The organism is Hymenobacter cyanobacteriorum, assembly GCF_022631375.1.
Classification (GTDB): Bacteria; Bacteroidota; Bacteroidia; order Cytophagales; family Hymenobacteraceae; genus Hymenobacter; species Hymenobacter cyanobacteriorum.
Genome location: NZ_JALBGC010000003.1, coordinates 831,670 through 847,469 on the forward strand (window position 1 = coordinate 831,670; position 15,800 = coordinate 847,469).

At 62.5% G+C, this 15,800-nt stretch carries 13 protein-coding genes; 5 read left to right on the plus strand and 8 right to left on the minus strand.

Annotation, left to right across the window (positions count from 1 at the left end):
• Positions 1-63: 63 nt before the first annotated feature.
• Entirely contained in the window at positions 64-978 is a 915-nt protein-coding gene (locus tag MON38_RS13165; protein WP_241936636.1) for a class I SAM-dependent methyltransferase, read from the minus strand.
• Positions 979-1,083: 105 nt separating this feature from the next.
• Here MON38_RS13165 and MON38_RS13170 point away from each other — a divergent pair, with 105 nt between their 5' ends.
• Positions 1,084-2,049, plus strand: coding sequence for a YpdA family putative bacillithiol disulfide reductase (locus tag MON38_RS13170; protein WP_241936637.1), 966 nt, complete (start codon positions 1,084-1,086; stop codon positions 2,047-2,049).
• A gap of 96 nt (positions 2,050-2,145) precedes the next feature.
• Here MON38_RS13170 and MON38_RS13175 read toward each other — a convergent pair whose 3' ends face one another.
• On the minus strand, positions 2,146-3,552 hold the full coding sequence (locus MON38_RS13175) for an SGNH/GDSL hydrolase family protein (RefSeq protein WP_241936638.1): 1,407 nt from the start codon (positions 3,550-3,552) through the stop codon (positions 2,146-2,148).
• A gap of 32 nt (positions 3,553-3,584) precedes the next feature.
• Positions 3,585-4,880, minus strand: a complete 1,296-nt coding sequence (locus tag MON38_RS13180) for an OmpP1/FadL family transporter (protein WP_241936639.1) — start codon at positions 4,878-4,880, stop codon at positions 3,585-3,587.
• 149 nt (positions 4,881-5,029) lie between these two features.
• Between MON38_RS13180 and lptB the strand changes: the two genes are divergently transcribed.
• The 3 genes from lptB to MON38_RS13195 all read left to right on the plus strand — a co-directional run bounded on the left by lptB (position 5,030) and on the right by MON38_RS13195 (position 7,850).
• Positions 5,030-5,761: an LPS export ABC transporter ATP-binding protein gene (gene lptB / locus MON38_RS13185; protein ID WP_241936640.1), complete on the plus strand. Its 732-nt coding sequence runs from the start codon at positions 5,030-5,032 to the stop codon at positions 5,759-5,761.
• Positions 5,762-5,906: 145 nt separating this feature from the next.
• The gene (locus MON38_RS13190) at positions 5,907-7,457 is read left to right on the plus strand and encodes a GH3 auxin-responsive promoter family protein (RefSeq protein WP_241936641.1); all 1,551 of its coding nucleotides are present in this window, start codon (positions 5,907-5,909) and stop codon (positions 7,455-7,457) included.
• 153 nt (positions 7,458-7,610) lie between these two features.
• On the plus strand, positions 7,611-7,850 hold the full coding sequence (locus MON38_RS13195; RefSeq protein ID WP_241936642.1) for a hypothetical protein: 240 nt from the start codon (positions 7,611-7,613) through the stop codon (positions 7,848-7,850).
• Positions 7,851-7,864: 14 nt separating this feature from the next.
• Here the strand turns inward: MON38_RS13195 and MON38_RS13200 are convergent, their stop codons facing one another.
• The gene (locus MON38_RS13200; RefSeq protein ID WP_241936643.1) at positions 7,865-8,647 is read right to left on the minus strand and encodes a TIGR00266 family protein; all 783 of its coding nucleotides are present in this window, start codon (positions 8,645-8,647) and stop codon (positions 7,865-7,867) included.
• A 154-nt stretch (positions 8,648-8,801) separates the two neighbouring features.
• On the opposite strand from MON38_RS13200, the gene MON38_RS13205 reads away from it, so the two are divergent.
• Positions 8,802-9,410 carry a toxin-antitoxin system YwqK family antitoxin gene (locus MON38_RS13205; RefSeq protein WP_241936644.1) on the plus strand — a complete coding sequence of 203 codons (609 nt, stop codon included), beginning with the start codon at positions 8,802-8,804 and terminating at the stop codon, positions 9,408-9,410.
• A 23-nt stretch (positions 9,411-9,433) separates the two neighbouring features.
• Here MON38_RS13205 and MON38_RS13210 read toward each other — a convergent pair whose 3' ends face one another.
• The 4 genes from MON38_RS13210 to gltX form a co-directional block, all read right to left on the minus strand.
• Positions 9,434-9,823: a hypothetical protein gene (locus MON38_RS13210; RefSeq protein ID WP_241936645.1), complete on the minus strand. Its 390-nt coding sequence runs from the start codon at positions 9,821-9,823 to the stop codon at positions 9,434-9,436.
• 167 nt (positions 9,824-9,990) lie between these two features.
• Entirely contained in the window at positions 9,991-12,006 is a 2,016-nt protein-coding gene (locus tag MON38_RS13215) for a tetratricopeptide repeat-containing sensor histidine kinase (protein WP_241936646.1), read from the minus strand.
• 295 nt (positions 12,007-12,301) lie between these two features.
• Positions 12,302-14,020, minus strand: a complete 1,719-nt coding sequence (locus MON38_RS13220) for an FG-GAP-like repeat-containing protein (protein ID WP_241936647.1) — start codon at positions 14,018-14,020, stop codon at positions 12,302-12,304.
• 222 nt (positions 14,021-14,242) lie between these two features.
• The gene (gene gltX / locus MON38_RS13225; protein ID WP_241936648.1) at positions 14,243-15,793 is read right to left on the minus strand and encodes a glutamate--tRNA ligase; all 1,551 of its coding nucleotides are present in this window, start codon (positions 15,791-15,793) and stop codon (positions 14,243-14,245) included.
• Positions 15,794-15,800 lie beyond the last annotated feature (7 nt).

The following is a 15,800-nucleotide window of genomic DNA, read 5'->3' on the forward strand; positions in this document are numbered from 1 at the left end:
CTCGCACGGTAGAGATGCTTCGACAAGCTCAGCATGACGTTCTTTTTTATCTGCTGGTTCGCGCTACTTCACGTTCCGCGCCACTACGAACATGCGGTCGCCAAACCGGCCGGTCAGCTTGTTCAGGTAGTAGGTGGGGTATTGCCCGGCCAGCTTGCTCACCTTCTCCACCACGCTGCCGCCCAGGCGAATGTTCTTCGGCGGCTTAACCGGATTTAGCAGCTCTACCACTTCAAAACCCTGCTTCTTGAGCATTTTGGTGATGGTAGCGGGCGTGAACTCAAACAGGTGATAGGGCGGAATGTCCATCTTGCGCTCCTTGCCCAGCGCGCCGTAGGCCGCGAAGCCCAGGCGAACGGTGGGCAGGTTCAGCGTGGCCGGCAGGGCCAGCACCAGCAGCCCGCCCGGCTCCAGAATGCGGTGAAACTTGGCCAGCGTGGCGCTGGGCGACAGCAGGTGTTCCAGCACGTCGCCCATGTAGGCAAGGTCGAACTGGTTTTCGTGGAAATCCTCTGTGGTTTCGATGTTGCCCGTGACGACGGGCAGGTGCAGCTCGCGGCGGGCGAAGTCGGCGGCGTGCTCCGATATTTCCAGGCCGTGAGCTTCCCAGCCCAGCGCCTCCAGGCTTTTGAGGGTGTAGCCGGGGCCGCAGCCCACGTCGAGGTAGCGGAACTTGCGGCCGGGGTACTTGGCCAGAATGTAGTTTGTGAACTTGTCGGGCCGAACCTGGTTTAACGCAGCCTGCTTCTGGCCTTCCTCGATGAACACGACTTCCTGTTGCGTGCGGTCGTAGTTGGGGCGCTCGGTGAAATAGTCTTTGCCGTAGAGCCGTTCCAGCTGCGCGGGCGTGGGCTGGGGGTCGAGGAACATCAGGGCGCAGCTGCGGCACTGGGTGCCTTGCAGCCGCTGGCCTTCAAATTCGTAGTAAAAGGGCAGCTTCTTAAAATCGGTGCTGCCGCACAAGTCGCAGGTACGCATGGCTGTAGCGCGAACTTTGTAGTTCGCGTTGCTGCACGCTCATTTTCGTAACAACAACGCGAGGACGCGAGCTACAAAGTTCGCGCTACTTCGCCCAAGATTCTCATGCTCGACGTTCTCATCATCGGAGCCGGCCCCGTGGGCCTCGCCTGCGCCCTCGAAACCCAGCGCAAAGGCCTCAAAGTGGCCATCATCGAAAAGGGCGCGCTGGTCAATTCTCTGGTGGGCTACCCCACTAATATGGAGTTTTTTTCCACGCCCGAGCTGCTCGAAATCGGTGGTTACCCCTTCCCAACGGCGCACTACAAGCCCCTGCGCGAAGACGCCCTCGACTACTACCAACGCGTGGCTCGCGACGAAAAGCTCGACGTCCGCCTGCACGAAAAGGTGCTGAAGCTTGAGGGCGAGCAGGGCAATTTCATCATCACCACCAGCAAGGGCGAAATCCCAACCCGCAACGTCATCGTGGCCACCGGCTTCTACGATTTGCCCAACCTGCTGGGCGTGCCCGGCGAAGACCTGCCGCACGTCAGTCATTATTACAAAGAGCCCTATCAGCACGTGCTGCAAAACGTCGTCGTCATCGGGGCCAAAAACTCCTCGGCCAAAGCTGCGCTGCAAATGACCCGCGCCGGCGCCAAGGTCACGCTCATCGTGCGCGGCCCGGCGGTCAGTGATTCCGTGAAATACTGGATTCGTCCCGACCTCGTCAACCGCATTGCCGAGGGCCGCATCACGGCGCACTTCAACACCACCGTCACCGCCATTACGCCGGAGGCCATCGAAGTGCTCACGCCCGACGGCCCGCTGCGTGTTCCCACCGATTTCGTGTACGCCCTCACCGGCTACCACCCCGACGAAGCCCTGCTTGGCCGCCTCGGCGTGCAGCCCGACCCCGACGACGAAGCCTGCGCCCCGCTCTTCGACCCCGCCACCCACCAGACCACCCGGCCCGGCCTGTTCGTGGCTGGCACCGTGTGCGGCGGCCGGGCCACCAGCCGCTGGTTCATCGAAAACGGCCGTCACCACGCGCAACTGATTGCCGCGCACTTGGCTGGTCAAACGGCTTGATGCGGCCAGCATTCGCGTTGCCGCATAAAAAAGCCCCTTCTCCGGCCGGAGAAGGGGCTTTTTGCTTTCGCATTCGCCTGAAGGCGCCGCGCCTAACTATTGCGGGAACACGGCCCCGCGGTAGTTGTTCGGGTTCACGGTCGGTACCGACGCGCGGTAGAAATCGTTGATAACCCGGATGAACTCGTTGGCTACCACCGCGTAGCCACGGGGCGTGGGATGCACGCCATCGAGGCTGAACAGGTTGCCCGAAGCAAACGTCGCGCTGTTGTTCACGGTGCTCGTCACAAATCCCGATTGCGAGATGGTGTTGAAGAACGTGTTCATGTCGGCCAACGCTACTTTGTTCTGACGAGCGGTTTTGGCGATGATGGCGTTTAACTGATTGGTTCGGTTGATTACCGTCGTTACTTCGGCAGCATCGAGCACATATTTGCTGGGCAGCGGGTTGGTTGGCGTACTGCCTGCCCCGGTAGCGGCAATGTAAGCCTGGGCCGTAAGCGTCAGCAAGTCGGCCGAAGTGGCCAAGCGCACCGGCGTGGTGCCGGCTACCGAGATGAATACCCCGGGCGAAGCAGCGTTCTGGGCCTTGAAAGCGGCCGCTACGGCCGCTACCGTTACCGTGTTGAAATACGGAATGCCGGTTACGTTCGGAATGTTGGCGCACACGCCGCCCACCGTGCCATTCTTCGAAATCGTGGCCACGATGTTACGGTAGCCCTTGCCGAAGCTGGTGGTGTCGGTGAGCCCGCTGAACGGGTTAGCGGCATCGACTACGGCACCGTTGGTGGCGTAAGTCAGCACATCGTTGTTGCCCATCCAGCAGGTGAAGAATGTGGCCGACTTCTGGCCGATGTACGTCACGTAGTCCTTCGTGCCGCGGTCGGCCGCGGGCAGCAGGCGTTGGTAGAAGGGATTGATAATGCCGTAGGCCGCGGCGGCCCCGCGGGTAGCCGCGTCAATGGCCGCTACTCCGGTCGAGGAAGCCGTTTTATCGGCGCTCAGGACCGAAATGCCGGGCACACCCAAGTTGTCGGGCTGGTTGCCGCTGTAAGCTTCGAGCTCGTCCTGGCCCGAACCGGCCAGTTTGTTGCCCGTAAAAGCGACCGCCTCGCCGAGGTAGCTGTTGCCATTCGGGTTGGTGGTGCTGGGCGGCGGCGTGGGCTGCACGGGGGTCAGCGCTCCGTTTACCAGCAGTAGCTTGATGTAGCCCGAGCCGTCCTTCTTGGCGGCCGAAAACGAGGGCTGCACAAAGTTGGCGGGGCCTTTGCCGGTTTTGGCAAACTGCTGGGCCAGCAGGGCCGGGTAGGAAGCAGACTGTGCCTCGTTGTAAAGGCCACCATCGGAATAGCCCGAGGTGAGCGAGTTGCCCACGGCCACGTAGCTGGAGAAGTTGGCCGAGCCGGTCGAAGCCGTTGGGGCATCGATGTCGGGCTGGCAGCCGGCCAGGCCCAGGCCCAACAGGGCAAGCGCCGGCGTGGTACGGTTAATAAGCAGGTTCATATCGAAAAGAGTCTAAAGTCGGGTGGGAGGAATTAGAACTTGTAGTGCAGGCCGATGCCGGGCACGTACACCTGGGTTTTGTAGGTGCCGGCCACGCGGTCGGTGGTGCCGTTGTCGAGCAACTGGGCCTGGGTCTGGGTGCGCTTGAGGAAATCCTCGAACAGGAACGACGCATCCACGCCGAGGTGCTCGGTTACCTGGTAGCTCAGGCCAGCCGTCAGAATCACGCGGTCAGCATCGGGCGTTTCGGGGCCCACGTAGCCGTCTTTCACCGCCGTGAAGTCGTAGCTCGCGCCAGCGCGCACGGCCAGCTTGTCGCTCACCTTGTACTGGCCGCCCACCCGGAAAGCCAGTGCATCCTGGTAGTAGCGCTTCGAAGAGCTGGTGGTGTTGCCGCCAACCAGGCCATCGGTGGTGCCGTTGCCGTTGTTGCCGCTAAAGGCAAAGTCGAGCGAGCGGTAGGCGCTCCAGAAAGTCAGCGAAGCATCGAGGCCAATGGTCAGCTTGTCGGTTGGCGTAATGCCCACGCCCACGCTGGCCACGGCCGGCAGCGGCAGGGTAGCCGAAAATTTGTTGGCCGTGAAGCCGCGGTTGACGGTGGCCGCGCTGGCTCCCGTGGGCAGGCCCGAGTAGGTCACGTCGCCGCTTTCCACTTCGGCGTTGATGCGCGAGCGGTAGCTCACGCCGGCGCTCAGCTTGTCGGTGGGCTTGAAGAAAATGCCCACGTTGTAGCCGAACTGGGTTTTGGCTTTGCCATCGAGGGTGATGTGGCCGTTGCCGGTGGGCAGGGGCAGGTCCTTCTGCAGGTTCACGTTGCCGTAGGCCAGAATCGTCAGGCCCGCGCCCACGCTCAGGGTCGGGGTGATGGCGAACGAGGCCGTGGGCTGTACGTAGATGGATTGCAGCGTGATTTCGGTGAGGGCGTAGCGGCCGTCCCAGTTGTCGTTGTATTTCAGGGTGCTGCCGTAGGGCGTGTACACGGCGATGCCCGCCTTGAACTTGCCTTCTTTAGGGCCGAAGCCAGCGTAGAAGTTGAACGGCGTCACCACTTTGTGGTCGATGCCGGTCTGGTCGCCACCGTATTGGCTGCTGTAGCTAACGCGGGCAATAGCGGCGTTCACGCCTACCTGCACGCCGTTTTCGCGCACCATGGCCAGCGCACCGGGGTTGTAGAACATGGCGGCCTGGTCGAGCGACAAGCCTACGCCTACTCCGCCCATGCCGATGTTCTTTTGCCCGCCCAGGTTCACCTGGAAGCCGCTGGCGGACGCCGCCGACGCGCTGACCAGCAGCGCGCCCCCCGCGAGGAGTAGTGTTTTTACCGTCATAATCTAAAAAGAGTGGTGGTGGGTTAGTTGTGAGCCTAAAAGTAGCGGAAAAATTCAAGTCAACTACTCGGCGTGCCGAATAAATGTGCAGCCGATTGCGTTTGCTTTCGCGGCGGGCTGCCTCCGGCCCGCGCCTTACCTTTGCTCACATGATTCTTCGCGCCGACCATCTCGTTAAAAAATACAAAGCCCGCACCGTCGTCAACGACATGTCGGTGACCGTAGGACAGGGCGAAATCGTGGGCCTGCTCGGGCCCAACGGGGCCGGCAAAACCACCTGCTTCTACATGATGGTGGGCATGGTGAAGCCCAACAGCGGCCGCATTTACCTCGACAGCACCGAGATTACGACCATGCCCATCTACCAGCGGGCGCGGCTGGGCGTGGGCTACCTGGCCCAGGAGGCCAGCGTGTTCCGCGACCTGAGCGTGGAGGAAAACATCATGGCCGTGCTCGAAATGACGAGCATGAAAAAGGATGCCCGCCAAGCCAAGGTCGAGGAATTGCTCGAAGAATTTAGCTTGGGCCACGTGCGCAAAAACCTGGGCAAAGTGCTGAGCGGCGGCGAGCGCCGCCGCACCGAAATTGCCCGCGCCCTGGCCGTCGACCCCAAATTCGTACTGCTTGATGAGCCCTTTGCCGGCGTCGACCCCATTGCCACCGAAGAAATTCAGGGCATTGTGGCCAAGCTCAAGCACCGCGGCATTGGCGTGCTCATCACCGACCACGACGTAAACTCCACCCTCAGCATCGTCGACCGCGCCTACCTGCTCTTCGAAGGCAAGCTGTTGAAAGCCGGTACCGCCGAAGAGCTGGCCGGCGACGAAACCGTGCGCCGCGTGTACCTGGGCAAGAATTTCGAGCTTAAGCGCAATGTGTAAGAAGTAAGCTGGTAGAAGAGAACGTTATGCTGAGCGCAGTCGAAGCATCTCGCGTGCAACAGTAAACGAATTACTCTCGCGGCAGAGATGCTTTGGCAAGCTCAGTATGACGTTCTTTTGTGCCCGCTTCATCCAATCCAAATAAATGCTCGACCAGCTTATTGCCCGCGCCGTGCAGCTCGGCAGCTTGCCCCGGCTGGCGCGCATTCGGGCGCAGCCGCACGAGGCGCAGGCGCACCTGCTGCGGGGGCTGCTGGCCCGGGCACAACGCACCGACTGGGGCCGGCGCTACAGCTACGGCGAGCGGCTGAGTGCGGCAGAATTTGCCCGGCGCGTGCCCGTGAGCACCTACGAGCAGCTCTACCCCGAGCTGGAAAAAGTGCTGCGCGGCCAGGCCGACGTACTCTGGCCCGGCCGGCCGCAGTGGTTTGCCAAAAGCAGCGGCACCACCAACGCCCGCAGCAAGTTTATCCCCGTGACGAAGGAAGCCCTGCACCACGGCCACTACCGTGCCGGGCGCGACATGCTGGCCTTGAGCACCTACCTCTACCCGCAGGAGCGGCTGCTGGCTGGCAAAACCCTTTCGCTGGGCGGCGCGCTGGGCCCCAACCCGTTCCGGCCCTCGGAGCCGGCGGCGCGGGCCGGCGATGTGTCGGCCGTCATCATGGCGCAGCTGCCGGGCTGGGCCGAAGGGCTGCGCACGCCGCCGCTGCCCCTGGCACTGCTCGGGGAGTGGGAAGAAAAGATTGAGCGCATTGCCCGCCACGTGCTGCGCCAGGATGTGCGCGTGCTGGCCGGCGTGCCTACCTGGATGGTGGTGCTGCTGCGTCGCGTAGTGGCCCTGGCCGGGGCCGAGCACATCGGGCAGGTGTGGCCGCAGTTGCGGTTGTTTCTGCACGGCGCAGTGGCGTTTGGGCCCTACCGTGAGCTGTTTGGCCAGCTGATTCCGGATGCGCGCATGCGCTACCTCGAAATCTACAACGCTTCGGAAGGCTACTTTGCCCTGCAGGACCAGCCCGAAACCGAAGACCTGCTGCTGCTGCTCGACCACGGCATTTACTACGAGTTTCTGCCCGCCGACCAGTGGGCCGCGCCAGAGCCGCAAGCCGTACCGCTGGCCGAAGTAGCGCTGGGCCGACCCTATGCTTTGGTTATCAGTACCAACGCTGGGCTGTGGCGCTACGTGGTGGGCGACACCGTGCGCTTCACTTCGCTGGCGCCCTACCGGGTCCGCATCACGGGACGTACCAAGCACTTCCTCAACGCATTTGGCGAAGAAGTGGTGATTGAGAATGCCGAGGCGGCCGTGGCTGCCGCCTGCCGGGCCACCCACGCGGCAGTGCGCGACTTTACGGCCGCGCCGGTATGGTTTGCGGCCGACAGCGCCACCTCACGGGGCGGCCACGAATGGGCGGTAGAGTTTGTGGGCGACGCGGTGCCCGACCTGGCCCGCTTCGGGGCCGTGCTCGATGCCACGCTGGGCGAGCTCAATTCCGACTACGCTGCCAAGCGCCACCGGGGCCTGGCCCTGGCCCCGCCGCGCCTGCACGCGGTGCCCGCCGGCACGTTCGAAGCCTGGCTGGCCCGGCAGGGCAAGCTGGGCGGGCAGCACAAAGTGCCGCGCTTGCTCAACTCACGCGAGGTGCTGGAGGCGGTGCTGCAAACGGCGGCCACCCCTGGCGCGCCCAACCGGTAGCCTTGCGTAAGCTCGGCCACTTAACGGCTACAATGTGGCATTTAGCCAGTTGTTTGGGCCATTAGTAGATTTATTATAAACAATGCAATCTGAATAAGTAATATTACCGTAATAATTACACCGTTCTTCTTTTTCCCACCCGTCCTGCATTGTATGCCTTCGACTACTGAAGTTTCGGCCAGCCAGAAATCGGCCTACCAACGGCCGTACAAAACCCGCAGCCAGCGCCGCGAAATGGCCCGTCGCAAGCACGACGAAAATGCCGACCATAAATTTCTGATTCGGGTGGCTATTGTAGCAGGAGTATTGCTTTTAGTGGCAGTAGGCGCAGCAATTAAGAGTTGGTCCGACCGCGAAGCGCAGGCCCCAGCCCCGGTCGAGTCGCTGCAGTAAGCTGGCCGGAAGCGCTACTCATCGAGCATGCCGCCGAGCAGGCCTCCCAATACGCCGCCGCTCTCCTTCTGGGCATTGCCACCCATTGGCGACAGCGCCTGAATAAGTTTTTTGACGGGCATGGATTGCAGCCACACGCGGCCGGTGCCGCGCAGCGTGGCCAGCAGCAGCCCCTCGCCTCCGAATATCATGGATTTGAGGCCGCCGGCCCGGGCCACGCTAAAGTCGATGCCCGGCTCGAAGGCCACCACGCAGCCGGTATCTACGCGCAACAGCTCGTTGTTTAGCCGCTTTTCGATGATGGTGCCGCCGGCGTGTACAAAGGCTTTGCCGTCGCCAGTGAGCTTTTGCAGGATGAAGCCTTCGCCGCCAAAAAAGCCAGCCCCGAACTTCTGGTTGAAGTGCAGGCTGATTTTGGTGCCCCGCGCGGCGGCCAGAAACCCGTCCTTCTGCACAATGAGGCCCTGCGGCATGTCGCGCAGGTTAATCGGGATGATGGTGCCGGGGTAGGGGGCCGAAAAAGCCACCTTGCTTTTGCCGTAGCTGCCGCGGTGCGTGAAATGCGTGAGAAACAGCGACTCGCCGGTAAGCAACCGGGTGCCGGCCGAAAACAGCTTGCCCATAAAGCCCTGCTCGGGCTCGGAACCGTCGCCCATCTTGGTTTCGAAGGCGATGGCTTCTTCCATGTACACCATGGCCCCGGCCTCGGCAATCACGGTTTCGTTGGGGTCGAGCTCAATTTCGAGCACCTGAATGTCGGAGCCCAGAATGCGGTAATCAACGTCGTGCGAGGTCATAGCATAAGCTGGCGAGGGAGTTGGCGTGGCCAAAGATATAGGCAACAGGCTATTTTTTGAGCTGAACAGGTGGCCGGCACAATATTTCCGGGCGGGTGCGTTGGGGAAATATCTTTCAACTAACTTTATAGTTCAACCTTTTTCCTTTCCCGCTATGCGTGCTTCTCACTTGCTGCTGCTGCTCGTTGTCAGTGCCTTACTTGGCAGCTGCGCCAACTCGCGTTTTGCCACGGCTCCGCCCGCCTGGGCGTTCTGGAAAACCAACCGTTTCGACCGGCACGGCCTCGAAACCGGCCGTTGGCGTACTTATTACGACGATGCCAAAAAGCAGCCCTACACGGCCGGGCGCTACCGCCACGGGCGGCCGGTGAAAACGTTTCAATACTACGACCCCACGGGCAAGCTCGACCGCACCGAAACCTATAGCCAGGACGGTTACTGCGAGGTAAGCTATTGGCACCCGGGCGGCCAGCTGGCCCGGCGCGGCCCCGCCCAGTGGGTAACCGGCCGGGGCAAGGCCCCGCGCTTTTACTGGTACGGCACTTGGACGAGCTACGAACCCGACGGGCAGGTTTCGGCGGTGCAGACCTACGTCGACGGCGCTATTACCCGGGCCGAAACCTACGAGAAAGGCCAGCTCACCCAAGTCGAAATATTTGAGCACAACAAGCGCAGCCGCGTCGAAACCTATTCCAACGGCCAGCTTATCAAAGTAGAATCTTTTGAAAAAGGGCTGCGGGTGGGGACCACAAGCACGCTGTGAGCCCTAGTAGCAGCGAGCAACCGCTACTCGTCCTGCGGTAGCTCGCTGCGGGTTTCGGCGGCTTCCTTTTCGGGGTCTTCTACCGTTTTTTTGCGCTTGGCTTCGCGGCTGGTGCGCTTGATGAAATCCTCGTCGGTTTCTTCTACTTCCTGGTGACCGTCTTCTATGGGGAAGGCGTCGTCTTCGGTTTCGCCAGCCCCTGGTTTTTCGCCAAACTGGCCGGCGCGGTCCACCAGCTTTTTGTCGCGCACGTGGCGGCCCAGAAACTGGTTAATCTGCTCGATGCTGTAGTTGGAAGTGATTTCGCCCAATGGGTTCACCCCAATCTCAAAGCCTTCGAGCTCTTTGTGCACGCGGGCTTTCTTGGTGGGGTCGGTGGTGGCTTTCTTCGGTTTAACGGGTTTCTTGGCCATGATGCAGGATGCGGAAGCAAGAGAAATACTGCGCTGCTCTACGTGAAAAGCACCTGCTTGGGTGTTGTCTGCTTCCCGAAACTACCGCAAAGTCAGACTGGCATTGCATGTTGGTGCGCTGCCAGTCTGACTTTGCGGCACGGCGCCGCCGGGTGTCAGTCACCTCCCTATAGTCCGAACGAACGACGCGGGGCCGCCAGCGGCACGGCTACCTGCACCCGGAATCCGCCGCCGGCCACTGGTCCGGCCGTGGCGGCGCCGCCCATGGCTTCGGCCCGCGCCGCCATGTTGCGCAGGCCGTGGCCCGGGCGGCGGCTGGTATCAGTTTCCGGCCCAAACTGGCCATTGTCGCGTACTTCCAGCACCAGTTGGGGCAGGCTGCTGGCCACGTAGCGCAGGCTTATGGCCACGGCCGTGGCAGTGGGGGCATGCTTCAGCACGTTGTGCAGGCTCTCTTTGTAGATGAGGTAGAGGTTGCGGCGCAGCAGCACCGACAGCCGCTGGTCGGGCAATTCCGTTGGCAAGTCGAATGTAGCCTCCAGGCCTGCCACGCCCATCACCTCGTAGGCATAGTCACGCATGCGGTCGAGCAGGTTGGGCAGGTAGTCGTTGTGAGCATCAAGGCTCCACACCACGTCGTTGAGCTGCCGCACGGCCAAGCGGCTGGCTTCGGTAATTTCGTCTAGCTGCTGGCGCTGGCTGGTGGTATCGGCCAAGCCTTCCTGCAGCAGGCCGCTCTGCCGGGCAATCTGGCCTAACAACGTGCCCACGTCGTCGTGCAGGTCGGCGGCCAGGGCGTTGCGCAAATCGGTTTCGCGGCGGCGCTGGTGCTGGCGGTAGCGCCAGAGCAGCGCCGCGGCCCCGCTGCCCGCTACCAAGGCCAGGGCCAGCAGGCCGGCGGCCAGGCGTTGCCGTTTTAGGCGGGCCAGTTCCTGCTGCTGGCCCAGCAGCACCAGTTCGGCGCGGTGCTGGGCAGCGGCGTGGTTGAAGCGCAGGGCGGCCGTGCGGCGGCTCACGTCGGTGCCGTTCAGGCTGTCGTTGTAGGTATCGAAGCGGCGGTAATTTTGGTAGGCCGCGGCCCAGTTGCCGCGCGCGGCTTGGGCGCGGGCCAGCACTTCGTAGGCCGCACGCAGGCCTTCGAGCGATTGCGCCCGGGTGCTGGCCTGGCGGCTACGCTCGGCGTAAGCCACGGCGCTATCGGGGCGGCCTTGGTGCAGCCAGGTGCGGCCCAGCAGCGCCAGCAGCTGCGGCACGAGCAGCACGTCGTGGGCTGCCACGGCTTCGCGCAGGGCCGCGTGGGCCTGGCTAAGTGCTTCGATGCCCTGGCCCAGGCGTTCGGTCACATCGGCCAGATGGAAACGTACGGCCCGCACCGTGGCTTGGTCGGTCACCACAATCTGGCGGCTCACGGCAATGCTCAGGCGGTAGTAATGGCGGGCTTTGGCCCACTGGCCCTGCCGACGAGCCAGCTCGCCCAATTCGCCCATTATCAGGTTGATGCGGTCGGGGTATTCGTAGCGGCGGGCAATATCCAGCGCCTCGCGCAGGTAGGTGTCGGCCGTGGCGTACTCGCCCAGCCGGGTGTAGAGGCTTGCTGCGTGAATCTTCAGGCTGGTATGAAAGCGGCGCTGGTCGCCGGTCGAACTCATGGCCATGGCCCGCAGGCAGTAGTCGAGCGCTTGGGCCAGGCGGCCCTGCTGGTCGGCCATACGGGCGCGGCGGCCCAGGCAGCGCATTTGCCCGCCCAGGTCGTGCTGCCGGGTGAAAATACGCTGGGCCTCGCGCAGGAGGGGCCGCGCCGAATCGTATTCGGCCAGGGCAATGTGGTAATCGGCCAGGTCGAGCAGGGTTTCATCCAGCAAATCGGGCAGGCCAACGCGGCGGGCCAGCGCGCAGGCCGCGCGGCGCGTAGCACCGGCCGCGCGCACATCGGTTACCATCATCTCATCGGCCAGATGGGTAAGTAGCAACACCCGCATGCTATCGGGGCTTGGGTGGGCCGCCAGCAGGTTCCGCACACTGTCTACGCGCGCCGGCTGGCTCAGGGCCGATGGGCGCACCGGGGGGGCAGTGCCCCGGTGCCAGTTGCGGTCGAGCTTGGCAACAGAGTCTTCGAGCGTTTCCGGCAGGGCCTGGCCAGCGGCCGGCTTGCCGCCCGGGCCAAGCAACAGCACTACGGCCACCCCGGCAATAAACCAGCGGTAAAATGCGTCGAAAAAAGAAAAAATCCGCGCCAATGCTGTTGTCTGAATGCAAGCTCCGGCAACAAGCCGGTCAGTAGGAATACGGAAGCGTTAGAAACGGCCCGTTGCGGGCTTAGCTAAAGGTACAAGTAAACCTTTCAGGTCAAATTAATTACCCTGCCTAAACAGGCGAAGCAACCTTCGGCCTGAGTCAACAAAAAGGCCATTCCGCTGCAGCAGAATGGCCTTTTTGTTGAATTAAGTAATGCACTTATCAGGTCCGGGGCCTGGTTATTTATTCCAGCAGCAGCCGCCGGCTCTGCGGGCCGGAACGGAGGATATAGAAACCGCGCGGCAGCCCGTCCGGTAGGGTTAGCAGAGCGTGGTCGCCAGGATAAGGGAGCGTGTACACCAGCCGGCCGGCTACATCGAACAGGCAAACCGGGCACTGGGCCGCCAGCCCCGCCACCCGGAGCACCGACCGTGCCGGATTTGGACTGACTACCAGGGCGCTTTCTGGCTGGTTTGCCGGCGCCGTGGCCAGTACCCTGCTGCTGCCATTCAGCCGGATGAAGGCGCCGCCACCTGCATTGGGACCCAGGAAATCCAGGTCGCCGTCGCCGTCCAGGTCACTCAGCGCGATGTTGCCGCCGCAACCGTTGGAAATGGGAATGGCGTTGTACGGGGCCGACGAAAAAAGGCCTTGGCCATCGTTGAAATACAGGGCGATGGTATTGGTGTTGACTACCAAGTCAATGTCGCCGTCGCTGTCTACGTCGCCCAGGGCCAAGCCTTTCGGGTAGCCACCCACTGTTATTTCGGCGCCGGTAGCCGGTGCTGTAAACAGGCCCTGCCCATTGTTCAGGCGGAGGCTGACTGTGCCATCGTGGTTATTGGCCGTAAACAGGTCGACATCGCCGTCACCATCGGCATCCCGCAGCACTACCAATTCCGGAAACATGCCCACGGGCAATTCCGCCCCGACCGTTGGGTCCGCAAAACTGGCCGAGCCGTTGTTGACACGGATGCTCACGCTGTTGCTCGAAACGTTGGCCGCGGCAATGTCAAGGTCGCCGTCGCCGTCTATGTCGCCCAGCGTAACGCCCTGGGGCGAACTGCCCACCTGCACATCGGCCGCCGCCACAAACGTGCCCGTGCCGTTGTTGAGGCGTACACTCAACCGCCCATATACGGCCTGGCTGGAAGTTACAAAATCCAGGTCGCCGTCGCCATCCAGGTCGCCCAGAGCAATGTCGGTGGGCCCATACGCCACGGCCACTTCGGGGTGCAGGGGATGCGGGGTAAAGTTGCCCGTGCCGTCGTTCAGCCGCACGCTTACCGACCGGTCATTGACGTTAGCCGTCACAAAATCCAGGTCGCCGTCGTTGTCCAGGTCACCCAAAGCCAGGCCGTAGGGGTTGTTTCGGACGCTGGGACTGGGGTTGCTTGGGGCAAGAGAAAAAACGCCCTGGCCGTTGTTGAGGCAGACGTTTACGGTTTGGTCGCCGATGTTGGCAGACAGCATATCCATGTCTCCGTCGTTGTCGACATCGCCCGCAACTATCGTCTTCGACCCGGTAAATAATACGGGGTCGGAGCCCGTGCTGAAATAGCCGCGCCCCGGGCCCGTCGCTGCCACCACAAATTGCCAGCTATACGGGGGGATGATGGCCTGGCCCGCCGTGTTTTTAACTCCCGCAATAGCCGTCACAGAGATTACCTCTCCCGCGCTGAAGCCGTAGGTAGGCGCAAAAGTCAGCGTGTTCCCGTTGGTGCTAACCACTCCCGTATGGCCCGCGCGCATGCCGCCGCGCTGCATCGAATGCACTTTCAACGCCGCGGCCGCTCCCACCCCAAGTGCCTGGCTGAAGGTGGCGCTGACGGCTGCGTTTGGCGCTGAGTGAAGCTGGTTGGCCGTGGGCACCGTCGCTGTTGCTGCCGACTGAGCCACGGCCAGGGCCGGAAGCAGAAAACTCAGGCAGCATGCTCCATGAATAAGTAAGTGCTTTTTCATTAGGAAGATGGTTGGGAAAGGAGGAGGGTTGTGCCGCGATATTTCTGGCCGCTTCGGGTAAGCAAGGCCGCCTCGATAGGTTCGCGAATTATATGACAAGCACCATGTCCAAAAGGCTGCTCCCAAGATTCCAGAAATGCCAAACGCCCTGAGAAAGTCACACTTGCCAAAACAAGTGCGGGCTTCCTCAGGGCGTTTGGCGCTGGTCGTTGCTCCGGCGGCTTAGGCAGCTGGCGCGATGGTGGCCACGGCCGTGCGCAAGCGGTCGGCCACTTCGGGCACGCCCAGAATCACGAGCGTTTCGAACAGGTCGGGGCCGGCGGCCGCGCCGGTCACGGCCACGCGCAAGGCCTGCAGTACTTGGCCGGGCTTAAGGCCCTGGGCCGCCATGGTATCGTTGAACAGGGTTTTCAGGCCTTCAGCCGAAACTTCAGTCGCGCTGGGCAGCGCCTCGGCGTAGGCCGTGAGGGCAGCGGCCACGGGGGCGTTCCACTTCTTGCTGATAACCGCTTCGTCGTACTCCGTCGGGGCCTGGAAGAAATATTTGGCCTCCTGCCAGAAGTCGTTCGGGAAGCTCACGCGCTCCTTCATCACGCCTACAATCTGCTCGGCTTTCTCCGGCGAGCACACAATGGCGTGCTCGTGCAGGGCCTGCAGCAGGTAGGGGGCCAGCTCGGCGTTGGACTTGGCGCGCAGGTAGTGCTCATTGAACCACTTCACCTTGTTCTGGTCGAACTTGGCCGGCGACTTGCTCACGCGCTCAATCGAGAAGGCCTGAATCAGCTCGTCCATCGAGAAAATCTCCTGCTGAGTGCCGGGATTCCAGCCCAGGAAGGCCAAGAAGTTCACCAGCGCCTCGGGCAGGTAGCCGTCTTCGCGGTAGCCGCGGCTGATGGTGGCTTCGCCGGTTTCGGCGTCGGTTCCGTGCCACTCCAGCGGAAACACCGGGAAGCCTAGGCGGTCGCCGTCGCGCTTGCTCAGCTTGCCGGTGCCGTCGGGCTTCAGCAGCAGGGGCAGGTGGGCAAACTGTGGCATGGTGCTTTCCCAGCCCAGGTAGCGGTAGAGCAGCACGTGCAGCGGCGCACTCGGCAGCCATTCCTCGCCTCTGATGACGTGCGAAATCTCCATCAGGTGGTCGTCCACGATGTTGGCCAGGTGGTAGGTCGGCATGCCGTCCGATTTCATCAGCACCTTGTCATCCACCGCCGAAGAGTGCACCACCACCCAGCCGCGAATCAAATCCTGAAAGCGGATTTCCTCCTTGCGGGGCACTTTCAGGCGAATGACGTACTGCGCGCCGCCGTCGAGCAGGGCCTTCACCTCGTCCTCGGGCAGGGTGAGGGAGTTGCGCATCTGAGCGCGGGTGATGGAGTTGTACTGCGGGTTGGGCACCTTGGCGGCCTGCAGGCGAGCACGCATGGCGTCGAGCTCCTCGGCCGTGTCGAAAGCGTAGTACGCGTGGCCGGCGGCAATGAGCTGGTCGGCGTACTGCTTGTACATGGGCTTGCGCTCGCTCTGCTTATAGGGGCCGTGGGGGCCGCCCACGCCCTGGCCTTCGTCAATCACGATGCCGCACCAGGCCAGCGCTTCGAGAATGTACTGCTCGGCGCCGGGCACGAAGCGGTTTTGGTCGGTGTCTTCGATGCGCAGCAGCATCTTGCCGCCCAGCTTGCGGGCCAGCAGGTAGTTATACAGGGCCGTGCGCACGCCGCCAATGTGCAGCGGGCCGGTGGGCGAGGGGGCGAAACGCACCCGAACTTCTCTCTCGGTCATAACAGAA

Excerpts from the sequence above, each read along its gene's own strand:
- gltX (WP_241936648.1), bottom strand. The coding sequence starts at position 15,793 with ATGACCGAGAGAGAAGTTCGGGTGCGTTTCGCCCCCTCGCCCACCGGC.
- MON38_RS13210 (WP_241936645.1), bottom strand. The coding sequence starts at position 9,823 with ATGGCCAAGAAACCCGTTAAACCGAAGAAAGCCACCACCGACCCCACC.
- MON38_RS13165 (WP_241936636.1), bottom strand. The coding sequence starts at position 978 with ATGCGTACCTGCGACTTGTGCGGCAGCACCGATTTTAAGAAGCTGCCC.
- MON38_RS13200 (WP_241936643.1), bottom strand. The coding sequence starts at position 8,647 with ATGACCTCGCACGACGTTGATTACCGCATTCTGGGCTCCGACATTCAG.
- MON38_RS13190 (WP_241936641.1), top strand. The coding sequence starts at position 5,907 with ATGCTCGACCAGCTTATTGCCCGCGCCGTGCAGCTCGGCAGCTTGCCC.
- MON38_RS13195 (WP_241936642.1), top strand. The coding sequence starts at position 7,611 with ATGCCTTCGACTACTGAAGTTTCGGCCAGCCAGAAATCGGCCTACCAA.
- MON38_RS13205 (WP_241936644.1), top strand. The coding sequence starts at position 8,802 with ATGCGTGCTTCTCACTTGCTGCTGCTGCTCGTTGTCAGTGCCTTACTT.
- MON38_RS13220 (WP_241936647.1), bottom strand. The coding sequence starts at position 14,020 with ATGAAAAAGCACTTACTTATTCATGGAGCATGCTGCCTGAGTTTTCTG.
- MON38_RS13175 (WP_241936638.1), bottom strand. The coding sequence starts at position 3,552 with ATGAACCTGCTTATTAACCGTACCACGCCGGCGCTTGCCCTGTTGGGC.
- lptB (WP_241936640.1), top strand. The coding sequence starts at position 5,030 with ATGATTCTTCGCGCCGACCATCTCGTTAAAAAATACAAAGCCCGCACC.
- MON38_RS13180 (WP_241936639.1), bottom strand. The coding sequence starts at position 4,880 with ATGACGGTAAAAACACTACTCCTCGCGGGGGGCGCGCTGCTGGTCAGC.
- MON38_RS13170 (WP_241936637.1), top strand. The coding sequence starts at position 1,084 with ATGCTCGACGTTCTCATCATCGGAGCCGGCCCCGTGGGCCTCGCCTGC.